Annotated in this window: 9 protein-coding genes and 1 pseudogene; 1 reads left to right on the forward strand and 9 read right to left on the reverse strand. The window is 67.3% G+C overall.

Annotated features, from left to right (window positions below; all coding sequences use genetic code 11):
* Nucleotides 1-173 precede the first annotated feature (173 nt).
* The 6 genes and pseudogenes from ACFU8Q_RS32645 to ACFU8Q_RS32670 all read right to left on the reverse strand — a co-directional run bounded on the left by ACFU8Q_RS32645 (nucleotide 174) and on the right by ACFU8Q_RS32670 (nucleotide 8,309).
* Complete coding sequence (locus ACFU8Q_RS32645; protein WP_384461044.1) at nucleotides 174-809, reverse strand: hypothetical protein; 636 nt, start codon at nucleotides 807-809, stop codon at nucleotides 174-176.
* The gene (locus ACFU8Q_RS32650; RefSeq protein WP_384461047.1) at nucleotides 809-4,474 is read right to left on the reverse strand and encodes a S8 family serine peptidase; all 3,666 of its coding nucleotides are present in this window, start codon (nucleotides 4,472-4,474) and stop codon (nucleotides 809-811) included. The genes ACFU8Q_RS32645 and ACFU8Q_RS32650 overlap by 1 nt, the downstream gene beginning before the upstream one ends.
* 472 nt (nucleotides 4,475-4,946) lie before the next feature.
* Nucleotides 4,947-5,360, reverse strand: coding sequence for a hypothetical protein (locus ACFU8Q_RS32655; RefSeq protein ID WP_384461050.1), 414 nt, complete (start codon nucleotides 5,358-5,360; stop codon nucleotides 4,947-4,949).
* Nucleotides 5,361-5,382: 22 nt separating this feature from the next.
* A complete protein-coding gene (locus ACFU8Q_RS32660) occupies nucleotides 5,383-5,526 on the reverse strand; it encodes a hypothetical protein (protein WP_384461053.1) in 144 nt (47 codons plus the stop codon).
* Between the two features lie 65 nt (nucleotides 5,527-5,591).
* Nucleotides 5,592-5,741: pseudogene (locus ACFU8Q_RS32665) on the reverse strand (S8 family serine peptidase); the annotation flags it as partial.
* Between the two features lie 36 nt (nucleotides 5,742-5,777).
* Complete coding sequence (locus ACFU8Q_RS32670; RefSeq protein WP_384461056.1) at nucleotides 5,778-8,309, reverse strand: ATP-dependent Clp protease ATP-binding subunit; 2,532 nt, start codon at nucleotides 8,307-8,309, stop codon at nucleotides 5,778-5,780.
* A 609-nt stretch (nucleotides 8,310-8,918) separates the two neighbouring features.
* Here ACFU8Q_RS32670 and ppk2 point away from each other — a divergent pair.
* Nucleotides 8,919-9,740 (forward strand): polyphosphate kinase 2, encoded by an 822-nt coding sequence (ppk2, locus tag ACFU8Q_RS32675; protein ID WP_384461059.1) that lies wholly within the window; start codon nucleotides 8,919-8,921, stop codon nucleotides 9,738-9,740.
* A gap of 19 nt (nucleotides 9,741-9,759) precedes the next feature.
* Here the strand turns inward: ppk2 and ACFU8Q_RS32680 are convergent, their stop codons facing one another.
* The 3 genes from ACFU8Q_RS32680 to fabG all read right to left on the reverse strand — a co-directional run bounded on the left by ACFU8Q_RS32680 (nucleotide 9,760) and on the right by fabG (nucleotide 12,023).
* Complete coding sequence (locus tag ACFU8Q_RS32680) at nucleotides 9,760-9,963, reverse strand: universal stress protein (RefSeq protein ID WP_384461069.1); 204 nt, start codon at nucleotides 9,961-9,963, stop codon at nucleotides 9,760-9,762.
* Entirely contained in the window at nucleotides 9,960-11,021 is a 1,062-nt protein-coding gene (locus tag ACFU8Q_RS32685) for an LLM class F420-dependent oxidoreductase (protein WP_384461062.1), read from the reverse strand. Before ACFU8Q_RS32685 ends, ACFU8Q_RS32680 begins: the two co-directional genes overlap by 4 nt.
* A 255-nt stretch (nucleotides 11,022-11,276) precedes the next feature.
* On the reverse strand, nucleotides 11,277-12,023 hold the full coding sequence (gene fabG, locus ACFU8Q_RS32690; RefSeq protein ID WP_384461065.1) for a 3-oxoacyl-[acyl-carrier-protein] reductase: 747 nt from the start codon (nucleotides 12,021-12,023) through the stop codon (nucleotides 11,277-11,279).
* Nucleotides 12,024-12,063 lie beyond the last annotated feature (40 nt).

The following is a 12,063-nucleotide window of genomic DNA, read 5'->3' on the forward strand; positions in this document are numbered from 1 at the left end:
GCACCGGACCAACGGCCTGATCAAGCGGTACGTGCAGGAAGCAGATACTCGCGAACGGTCTGCAGGCGCAGTCCCCGTCCGCATTCGGTGCGGGCTGCGCCGAAGAACGAGGGTCACGGCCGGTGCGAAGCTCACGTCTCGCCCCGGCCGCGCTCCCTCCGGATCGGTTCGGCTCAGCGCAGTCGGTACGCCTGGGGAATGGTCTGCTTGACGTTGTTCCCCGCGCTGTCGGTCGCGGTGATCCGCAGTGCGACTCCTTCGGGAGCCTGGTCACGCTTCGGGTGCTTGATGCGCGCGGTGAAGGTGTTCTTCCCGTCGGCCTTGGTGATCACCGGCTGCCAGGTCTTGCCGCCGTCGAAGCTGGCCTCCGCCCGCAACTCGGTCACGGTCGGTGGTGTGCTGAGCCGATCCTGGTAGTAGCCGGTGACGGTGATGGGGTGCAGCCCGTCGGCCTTGGCGGTGTTGTCCAGACCAAGGCCCAGGTCGTACCGCAGGAAGATCAACGGCTCCGGACGGCACGCACCGGGATCCTTGACAACGACGTCCGCGACGCACGGCTGTGACGTCGGCGTGTCGGACTTGGCCGGCCGGTCGGAGGTGTACTCCCACGCGGTCTTGACCCCGTTGGTCTCCGCCTGGAACGTGTAGCGGGCCGATTCCGCAGGCAGGTCGTACGAGATGACGTCGGCCTTGCACCCCACCAGTGCGAGCATCGCTACGGCTGCCGACGCCGCCAGGTTCACCTTCCGGCGCCACCTCGATGGCACGGCCGCGTTCATCGGAGCAGTCTCCTTTCCCACTTCGGTCATCACCGCCCGCTCCTCGACATCAGGTCCGACGCGTTGTCGGGCTCGCCGAGCTGGAAGACGAACTCGACCGGGTTGAGCTTTTGCTGGAGTTCGCGGCCGCCGTCGTCGAAGAGGCCTACCTTGCAGGCGGGGGGCTCACAGGCCTGGATCCCGTAGATCAAATTGGCGATACCCTCGTCGTTGAGCATGCCCATCATGGCCTGGCGACCGCCACCGCTGCCGGTCTGGTACAGGGTGGGCCAGAAGCGGTCGCCCTCCCGGCAGCCGGCGCACGGCAGGCCGGTGTCGGCGGTGAAGCCCGACTTGGTGCGGACCTGGGGTACCGCGCCGGGGAGGGACGGACCCTCGTTCCAGTCGATCGTGTTCTTCTTGCCGAGCACCAGGTCCCGAGTTTCGGCCGGGCCCGACGGACTTGCCACGGACGGCGCGAGATAGTCCCTGGCGGACATCTCGAAGCGGTCGATCGCGTTGTCGTTCCGCGGCCCGACCAACGTGGTGAACTGCCGCTGACTGTCGGGCTTGGGCAGCATGCTTTCCTCTGTCACCGGGCCGGACTCGGTCATCCGGTTCCAGCTGAAGTGGGGAATCGCGCCAGGCTGGTCGGCGTGGAAGCGGTGATCGACGCGGTCGAGATCCCGGGACTGGACCCGGTACGGCAGGTTGCCGGGAACCCGACCGGGGGAGTCGAAGGCCAGAGCGTAGGCCTTGGACACTTCGCGACTGCCACCGAGTTCGATCCGGACGCCGGACTTCGCTCCGCCCTCGATCCGCTGGATCAGCGTGGCGGCCTGGGCCGGGGGTACGGTCACGATCGGCAGCGCTGCGTACGGGTCGACCGGCGGGCAGCTGTCAGGACCGTTCTCGCACTTGTACTGCCGGAACGACTCGTACTTCAGCAGGGCGACCCGCTCGGTTTCACCGGTCACCAGCACCCCGACCGCACCCGCGGCGGCAGCCGCCGACACTCGCTCGCGCAGTTTGTTGAAGTCGCAGGTCGTCTTGCAGATGTCGGTCGGCTTCAGCAGCACCAGCGCGCCCTTGGCATCGACCTTGGCGAGTTCCTCGGCCGAGCCGGTGCCCGCGTAGACGACGGGCTTCTTCCCGTTGGCGGGCAGTCGGGGAATCGTCGACCGCACGAGGGTGGATACGGGCTTCCCGTCCTTCGTCCACCTCTGATTTCCGCCGTTGATGGTGGTGTCCGGTGTCGCGTAGCGGGCGCCCAGGTCGAACGAGTCACCGTTCCCCGTGACCTCCATCGTCACTGACGGCGGTACCAGGACATGCCGGCTGTAGAAGTCGAGCGTGCCGAGGCTGACCTCCCCGGCGGTCGGCAGTGCCCACCAGTTCGGATCACCGGGACCGTATTCGGCGGCCAACGACGCCGTGATCCCCCAGTCTCCGTCCACGGAGATCCGCTGGGTCTTGAAGAGTGCCGTGTATGTCTCGGTGCGCTCCGGGGTGTTCACACGAATGGGCTTGACCTTCCGAAGGTCCAGCTCCACCGTGGTCGCCCCGGTGACCTCCACCTCCGGCACCATCGGTGCGGCCATGTTCAGCTCGCCGGCCGCATCCCGCCACGTCACCCCGAGGGCCGCCGTGACAGTGCCGGAGAAAACCCGTGCCTTGATCGTCTCGCCGCCCGGTACCGTCAGCGGCTTTTCGTACAGCTTCAGCTTGTCCTCGTCGACCGGGACGATCAGCGCGCTGCCGTACGAGACATCGGTGGCTCCGGCCGGAGGAATGACCTTGATGGTCAGGTCGTGGCGGATCGGCTCCACATAGCTCGAGATCCGCGATGATCCGAGCAGTGCCCCCGCGCTGTCCTTGGCGGTCAGGACCCCGGCGTATGCACCGTACTGCCCGGAACTGTCCACCACCCTGCCGTCCATGGTCACCGTCACATCGGCCGAGCCCTTGGCGGGCACGGTGACGTAGTCGGCGCTGAGGGTGAAGAGCCCCTCCGGTGCGGGCTTGCCCGAGTAGGAAGCCGAGGCGGAGAGCGTGAGAGTGATCGGCTCGTCGGTCCAGTTGCTGTAGGTGACCGTCCTGGACACCGGCGAGTGCGGGTATTCGGCTCGGCCGAAGTTCAGGTTTGCGTCGGGGATGATCTTCGGATCGATCGCGCGGGCCACATCCACCCGGCCGGCGCCCTGCGCGAACAGGTCGTGCCCGAGGTCCTTGGAGGTCGCCATCAGCAGCGCCTTGATCTGCCGCCCGGTGAAGTCCGGGTGCTGCTGGGCGATGATCGCCGCGGCACCGGCCGTATGGGGCGTGGCCATGGAGGTGCCGCTGGCGGACGTGTAGTAATCGTCCACGGGCTTGCCCATCCCGGTGCCCTTGGCGCGGGCCGCGACGATGGCGACGCCCGGCGCGGAGATGTCCGGCTTGACCGCGCCGTCCCCGACGCGGGGTCCGCGGCTGGAGAAGGAGGCCATCTGGTCACTCTTGTCCACGGCCGCGACGGTCAGCGCCTCGTCGGCGGCACCTGGCGACCCGACCGTCTCGGCGTCCGGGCCGGCGTTGCCCGCGGCGATGACGAACAGGGTGCCGTAGGTGCGGCTGAGCGTGTTGACCGCTGCGCTCAGCGGGTCCTTTCCGTCGGAGGGCGCGCCGCCGAGGCTCATGTTCACCACGTCGGCACCGGACTTGGCGGCCCACTCCATGCCGGCGATGACCGCGTCCCCAGTGCACGAGCCGTCGGCGCCGCACACCCTGCCGATGGCGAGCTTCGCACCGGGCGCCACACCGCGGCGCCGCCCGTCGGAGGCCTTGCCGGTACCGGCGATCGTGGACGCCACATGGGTACCGTGTCCGTGTTCGTCCACCGGACCCTTCGGGCTGTTGGTGAAGTCAACCGCCTCGCTGATCTGGCCGGCGAGATCGGGGTGGGTGGCATCGATGCCACTGTCCAGCACAGCGACCTTCACGTTCGAACCGTCGTAGCCACGTTCCCAGGCGGCAGGCGCGCCGATCTGCGGTACGGACTGTTCGAGCTGCAGCTTCGTCAGCTCGTTCAGCCACACCTTCTTCACCCCGGCCAGCGGGCCGGTGGCCAGGGAGGCGGCGGACTTGCCGGTGTTCTTCTCCCGCACCTCTCGCCACCACTGGCCGTTGCCCTTGATGGTCATCGAGCGGGCGTTGATACTCGACAGGAGGGTCTTGGCGGTCGTACCGGCGGCGATCGCCGCTGTCCGGGCACTGGACTTTCCGCTGTACGCGGTGATCACCGGGACTTCACCGGTTCTGCCCTCGGCTGCCCAATCGGCCAGCTTGGCGAGGTTGAAAAGCTCCCAGTCCAGCAGGTCGGCACTGAGCAGCGACAACGCGTCTTCCGGTACGACGTAGACCTGGTCGTTTCTGGTGACGGTGTGAAAGAGAACCGACTCGTTCCCGGGCCGCGACGCGGGCACGATCTCACGGACGACCGGCTTCCGGTCCTCGGTGATGCCGATCTGCACCTTGTCACCGGTCACCAGCGTCAGCGACAGGTTCGCCCGATTTCCGGCGGCAGCCTGGAGAAGGCTGTCGCTGACCGAAGCCGGCAGGTTGAGGGAAGACGGAGCCGGAGTCGGGTTGGAGGCGTTCGCCGCGGTGCTGGACAGGACCGTCCCGAGGATGGTCATGCCGACGGCAGCGGTGACCAACCGTCGCCTGAGACGCCTCATCGCGGGGCCTCCTGCGCTGCCGTTGTTTCGGGTTCACCATGAGAATGGCGCGGTGGATGCATGAACGTCTCCAACTCTTCGCGAGAAAGAAGTACTTGCTGCATTCGGCAGATACTTTCGGGCCCTGAGCGGACCGAGGCAACTGATTGGCAGTGGCGGATCTCTTCCATGTCGCCAACCCGCCACCGCAATCGGCGGGAATGCTGGCGGAGGAACGTCAAGTATTCGCAGCCGGCGAGAGCCTCCTGCGTCGATATCTGCATGGCGGAGCTGCACCGAAGCTGCCGTGCAGCAAGCGAACCGGTGCGGACGTCAGAAACATCGGTTGTGCACCAACTATTCGGGGTTGTTGCCGATTTTGGTAATACGGAGGAGCAGCAAGGTATTTGGTTTCCGGCACAACGGGGTGCGCCCCTGGTGCAAGGGCGTGCCTTGTGCCAGGGGCGCGGTCGGGAAAGGGTCGCCGTGAGGGTCAGCGAACGGCGTAGGCCTTGATCAGGGTCTGCTCGATCTTGCTGCCGTTGGTGTCCGGTGCCTTGACGCGCAGGGACACGTAGAGCGAATCCGGGTTGGTCACGGACACCTTGTAGCTGCCGTCGCTCTTCCCCTTGGCCTTTGCGGGTTGCCGGGTGGCACCGTCAGCGGCGGATGCCTCCGCCTCGACCCCGTCGATGTCCGGGGTGGAGCTGTTCTGGAGGACGAAGGCCAGGTCGAAGGGGTAGGTGTTGCCGCTCTGGGTGGTGTTTTCCGCGTCCAGGTCCAGGCCGTACCTCGGCCAGAGCAGTGCCAGGTTCTCCTTGCCGTTCGCCGGCCGGGCGGACGTGAACGTCCACGCGGTGCCGGCCTTCGTGGACAGCGGGAACCACGCCGGGTGCTCGGTGTCCATGGTGATCCGGTAGGTCGCCGGGTCAGGGCCGACCGGCAGCGTCGTGAGCGAGAACCAGCCAGCCCTGCTCCTTGAGGAGTTTGCCGTCCTGGTACAACTGCACCGTCGTCGCGGCGCCGTCATCGCCCTGGAAGTGGGCGCAGTGCACGGGCTGACTGTCGCCCATCGCCATCATGTTGAGGGTGACCTTGTCACCGTCGCGGAACGCGAGGGTGGTCTCCGGTCCGGACCTCCCGACTCACCACCTTCACCAGCACGGTTGAGGACCTTGCCGATGTACAGATCGGCGCCCGGCGCCACACCCTTGCCGCCCGACGCGGCACCCGAGCCTACGATGGTCGAGGCGACATGCGTGCCGTGACCGTGGTCGTCGACCGCGTCGGGGCGTCGGTGAAGTTCTGCGACCGCGCCACGCCCTCAAGCCGTGCCGGTCGCCGTGTCCTCGTGGTCCGCACTGCCGGCGGAGTGGTCCCTGCGCACCGTGCAGTGGAGCGAGTTGTCCCGCACATCGGCAACGATCGTGTCTCCGGGCCCGGCCTCGTCGCTGAGCAGCAGTGAGGCAACTCGGTTGTCGAGTTCCGTCTGGATCGTGCGGCGCAGCGGCCGGGCACCGAACTCCGGCTGGTAGCCATGAGCGACCAGCAGCTTCTTCGCCGCTTCGGTGACCTCCAGCGTCATGTCCTGCGCGTGGACACGGTGTTTGCTCCGGCGAAGGAGGTGCTCGACGATCTCCGACAGGTCTTCCTCGGTGAGACTGTGGAAGACGATGATGTCGTCGATGCGATTGAGGAATTCGGGCAGGAATCGTCCCCGCAGGTCCTCCATCAGCTCGTCCTTGAGCTCGGCCGCGTCGCCCTTGTGGGCGAGGATGCGATGGGCGCCGATGTTGGACGTCATGATGACGACGCAGTGGCGGAAGTCGACCGTGCGGCCCTGTCCGTCCGTGAGACGACCGTCGTCGAGGATCTGGAGCAGGGTGTTGAAGACGTCGGGGTGTGCCTTCTCCACTTCGTCGAACAGCACTACGCTGTACGGGTGGCGCCGAACCTTTTCGGTGAGCTGGCCGGCCTCTTCGTAGCCGATGTATCCCGGGGGCGCTCCGACGAACCGGGCCACGGTGTGCTTCTCCTGGAACTCGCTCATGTCGAACCGGATCATGCGGTTCTCGTCGCCGAACAGCAACTCGGCGAGTGTCTTGGCGAGTTCGGTTTTGCCGACACCCGTCGGCCCCAGGAAGAGGAACGAACCGACAGGGCGGTTCGGGTCCCCCATGCCGGCTCGATTCCGGCGCACGGCTTCGGAGACCGCGGTGACCGCCTCGTTCTGGCCGACGATCCTGGCGTGCATCTCCTCTTCGAGCCTGAGGAGCCTCTCCTTCTCACCGGCGGTGAGCTGTGAGACCGGAATCCCCGTACTGCGGGAGACGATGTCGGCGATGTCGGCAGCCGTGACCGAGACGACGCCTTCTCGACGCTCCCCGATTCCCGCGAGCTCGCCCTCCACCTCGGCGATCTGCCGCTTCAGTTCGGAGGCCTTCTCGAACTCCTCGCCGGCGACGGCCTGGTCCTTCTCCCGTCGCAGCTTCGCGAGGCGGTCCTCGCGGCTGACGATCTCGGTGGAACGGCTTGCACTTCGCAGCCGCACACGGGCGCCCGCCTGGTCCATCAAGTCGACGGCCTTGTCGGGCAGGAACCGGTCGCCGATGTAGCGGTCGGAGAGTTCCGCCGCTGCCGCCAGGGCCCCGTCGGCGAAGCGGACCTGGTGGTGGGCCTCGTACGCGTCCCGCAGCCCTTCGAGGATCTGGACCGTCTCCTCGACTGTCGGCTCCGGGATCAGGACAGGTTGGAAGCGGCGTTCGAGAGCGGCGTCCTTCTCGACGTGCTTGCGGTACTCGTCGATCGTCGTCGCTCCCACCACGTGGAGCTCGCCGCGTGCGAGTGCGGGCTTGAGCATGTTGCCCGCGTCCATGGAGCCCTCGCCCGTCGCACCGGCGCCGACGACGGTGTGCAGTTCGTCGATGAAGAGGATGATGTCGCCGCTCGCCTCCTGGACGTCCTCGATGACCTTCTTCAGGCGCTCCTCGAACTGTCCGCGGTACTGCGCGCCGGCCACCATGCCGGACAGGTCCAGGGCGACGACCCGCTTGTCCTTCAGTGTGTCGGGCACTTCGCCCGCCACGATGCGCTGGGCCAGTCCCTCCACGATCGCGGTCTTCCCGACGCCGGGCTCGCCGATGAGCACGGGGTTGTTCTTGGAGCGCCGCGAGAGGATCTCGACGGTCTGCTCGATCTCCTCGGCCCGGCCGACCACCGGATCGAGTTTCCCCGCCTTCGCTTCCTCGGTCAGGTCCCTGCCGTACTCGTCCAGTGTCGTGGACGGCTGCTTCCCGGCAGCGGGAGCACCGCCGTTCGCGCGGGTCGCCCGCTCCGTGAGGCCGCGCAGCTGCTGCACGTCCAGGTCCTCCGCGCGCAGGAAACGGGTGGCACCGGATTCGGGGTCGCCGAGGAGCGCGCCGAGGATGTGCTCGGGGCCGATGTAGGAAACCCCTGCCGCCTGCGAATCCGCGTAGGCGGCGGCAAGGGTGCGCTTCGCCGCCGGCGTGAGTCCCGGCTCCGCGGACGGCTCGCCGGACTCGCGGGGGAGCACTTCGGCGATGTGAGCCGCGAGCGCTTCCGTGTCCACCCCCGCCTCGGCCAGCAGCCTTCGTGCCGGATCGACCTGGGTGGCCGCCCACAGCAGGTGCTCCGTGTCGAGGTCGGACGTTCCGTCCTCGACCGCCTTTCGCGTGGCCGTGTTGAGGAGTTCGTGCGACGACTCCGTCAGGAGCCGTCCAATGGGTACGCGCTGCACGGCTGGGGGTGACGTTCCGGGCGACATCCCGAAGAATCGATTCAGTAGATCGCTGAACGGATCGGCCGAACCGAAGGGTGAACCGAACGCCATCGACATGTGAGCTCCTGATGCGCGAAGGGGGTCCTCCACACTCAAACTCGATGTCCACCGCTCCGCAAACGGAATGGCGCTGTCGGCGCGGCCCGACGAGCGGCACGGCATCGGCGGGAATCTCCCACCGGGACGGCGTGGACATCCGGGTGATGTCGCCCTGCACCGATCACACATCATCCAGGACCCTGTCCTGCTTCCCCTCCCGGCCCAGGGCGTGCGTGGCTTCGACGGCGGCGGGGTGGGCCTCTGCGCGCGGGAGAGACGATAGACCACGCGCCTTACAGGGCGGCGCAACAGTCAGGCTGATCAGTGACCAAGAGCGGACTGCCGCTCACCCGGCGGGCATTCCACGACCACGATCCAGTCCTGACAGCACAGTGGTCCCGACCCATGGGCCCACCCACTCGGGCGGGGAGGCTCGGTGATCCAGGCCCCTGCTCGCCGACGAGCGTGTGCCGGCGCCGGTCTACTACGCCGTTGCGTCCATGCGTGGCGCTCAGCCCTGCTTGACTCTTTGTCCGACGAGGGGCGCGCCGTGCCGGGTCTGCGCGGCGAAGCCCCTTCGGCCCTGACACTTGACTTCGAGCACGGTCTCCCCCATAACGTCATCCCATGTCGGACGAGAATGGCTCGGGCCGGCGCGGAAAGCTGCCGCGCTCGCTGTACGAGCGGGAGCTGTACCGGCTCCAGACCGAGCTCGTGAAGCTCCAGGAATGGGTGCGGGCTGAAGGCGCACGGCTCGTCGTCGTGTTCGAGGGACGTGACGCGGCGGGCAAGGGCAGCACGATCAAGCGCGTCACCGAGCACCTGAATCCCCGGGTAGCACGCATCGTCGCGCTGCCGCGGCCCACCGAGCGCGAGCGTGGCCAGTGGTATTTCCAGCGCTACGCCGAGCACCTCCCGGCCGCGGGGGAAGTGGTCCTGCTCGACCGGAGCTGGTACAACCGCGCAGGCGTCGAGCGCGTCATGGGTTTTTGCACCATGGAGGAATACCAGCGATTCCTTCGCCAGTGCCCGATCTTCGAGCGGATGCTGGTGGAGGACGGCATTCTGTTGCGCAAGTACTGGTTCTCGGTGAGTGACTCGGTGCAGGAGGAGCGGTTCCGACGCAGGCTGCAGGACCCCACCCGTCGGTGGAAACTCTCACCGATGGACCTGGAATCGATCACCCGCTGGGAGGCCTATTCACGGGCGAAGGACGAGATGTTCGTCCATACCGATATCTCGGAGGCTCCTTGGTACGTCGTCGAGAGCGACGACAAGCGCCGGGCCCGGCTGAACATGATCGCCCATCTGCTGTCGACGGTGCCGTACGAAGCGGTCGCCCCACCAGTGATCGAACTTCCTCGGCGGCCTCCGGCCACCGGATACCAACGGCCGCCGCGGGACCTTCAGACGTATGTCCCCGACCACGCGTCTGAACTCAGAAAGTGAAAGGAGAGGTCTCACACGATCAGGCCGCCAGAGGCGCGGCGACCACCGGACAATCGGCATGGTGGAGCAGGATATGGACAACTCGGCCGAGCTGGAGTCCGAGGTAGCCGCGGTGACCATGCACTCCGACGACGATCAGGTCCGCGGCGGCCGAGCGCCGGACCAGCACTTTTGTAGCCATTCCCTCGACAGCTACCGGGTGCAGTCGGACCGTCGGCCTCAGTCTCCCACTCCGGCCTTGTCCATGGCCTCCGCCAGGGTGCGCAGGGTCGCGATGCCCTGTTCGACGTGTTCCGGAAAGATCATGGCCGAGAGGGTGGTGACTCCGGCTTCGGCGTACGCCTGCAGCCGGTCCGCGATGCGGTCGGTGGAACCCAGCAGGGCGGTGCGGTCGAGGAATTCCTGCGGCATGGCCTCGGTGGCCGCACGCAACTCCCCGTCCAGGTAGAGTTTTTGCACCTGTTCGGCCTCGTCGGGGAAGCCGGTGCGGGCCATGAGCCGGTTGTAGAAATTGTGCTGACGTGAGCCCATCCCGCCCACGTAGTGGGTGGTGTATGCGCGAACCCGGTCGGCGCAGTCGGCGAGATTGCCGCCGATCACGACCGGCACCGCCGCCACCACGTCGAATCCCCGCAGATCCGCCCCCTTGCGCTCCCGTCCGGTGCGCAGTTCCGCCAGGGACTCCTGCCTGAACTCGGGCTGAAAGAAGACGGAGAGCCAGCCGTCCGCGATCTCGCCCGCCAGGCGCATGTTGGCCGGGCCGACGGCCGCGAGGTAGACCGGTACGTGCTTGCGCCGAGGGCGCATGCCCAGCTGGATGGCCTTGCCGGGGCCGTCCGGGAGCGGCAAGCGGTAGTGCTCTCCGTCGTAGGCGACGGTCTTGCGCTGCAGCGCCATCCTCACGACGTCGACGTACTCGCGGGTGCGTGCCAGCGGCTTTTCGAACCGGGCGCCGTGCCAGCCCTCGGCGACCTGCGGCCCGGACACTCCGAGTCCGAGGCGGAAGCGGCCCTCGGAGAGCAGGTCGAGGGTGGCGGCGGTCATCGCCGTCATCGCGGGGGTGCGGGCAGGGATCTGCATCGCAGCCGTACCCAGATCGATGCGTGAGGTCTGCGCGGCGAGCCAGCCGAGCAGCGAGACCGTGTCCGAGCTGAACGCTTCGGCAGTCCAGGCCACCGAGAAGCCCAGGCGCTCGGCCTCGCGAACGTACTGAGCGGATTCCCGCGGCCGGGCTCCGGCGCCCAGGTTGCCAAGGTAGCGGAGATTGAGTCCGAGCCTCATGGGTCCGGGTGTCCTTCCTGCGTGGTCAAAGAGCGATCGAGGAATTCCAGGACGGTGCCGCGGTACAGCTCGCGGTCCGTCGCCAACGTCTGGAGATGGCCCGCCTGCGGGATCACCAGCAGCTCGGCTCGTGCGTACGGCCGGGCCGGCTGCCTTGCCTCCTCGGTCGGTACGATCGGGTCGGCGAACGAACGGGCGGAGCAGGTGCGACAGACACGGTTTCCCTCATGATCGATGGATCGAGGAAGGGTGTGCTCAGATCACCAGGCCGCCGTCCACGCCCAGGACCTGACCGGAGATGTAGCGGGCGCGGTCGGAGACGAGGAAGGAGACCAGGTCGGCGACGTCGTCGGGGGTGCCGAAGCGGCCGAGCGGAACGCCGTCGAGGATGTCCTTCCTGACCGCCTCGGTCAGGCCGGCGGTCATGTCGGTCTCGATGAGGCCGGGCGCCACGACATTGGCGCGTACGCCGTACTTTCCGCACTCCTTGGCCAGGGACTTGGTGAAGCCGATGATCCCCGCCTTGGAAGCCGCGTAGTTGGTCTGCGTGGCGTTACCGTAAACCCCGGCTATGGACGACAGCGTCACCACACAGCCGGCGCGGCGCTTCATGAACGAGAAGATGACCGAGCGGCACATGTTGTAGGTGCCGTCGAGGTTGGTCGCCATGACATCGCCCCAGTCCTCGCCGGTCATCCTCACCAGGGGGTTGTCACGTACCACTCCCGCGGAGGTCACCACGGTGTCGATCGGGCCGAGCTCACTCTCCGCGGCGTCGGTGAACGCCCGGACCTGCTCCAGAGACGCGACGTCGACGCGGTGGGGAACGACCCGGGCTCCGGTATCGGTGGTCGACTTGACGACCTCGTCGGCTGCGTCCGCGTCCGAGCGGTAGCAGAACGCGACATCGAATCCGTCGTGGGCCAGCCGGGACACGATGGCGCGGCCAATGCCGCGGGAGCCGCCCGAGACGAGCGCCACCCGTCGCTGGGTGTCTGGCATGTCTTTCTCCTGAAAAGCCTTGTCAAGCAGGGTCTGTGAG

Source organism: Streptomyces sp. NPDC057543 (genome assembly GCF_042801895.1).
Classification (GTDB): domain Bacteria; phylum Actinomycetota; class Actinomycetes; order Streptomycetales; family Streptomycetaceae; genus Streptomyces.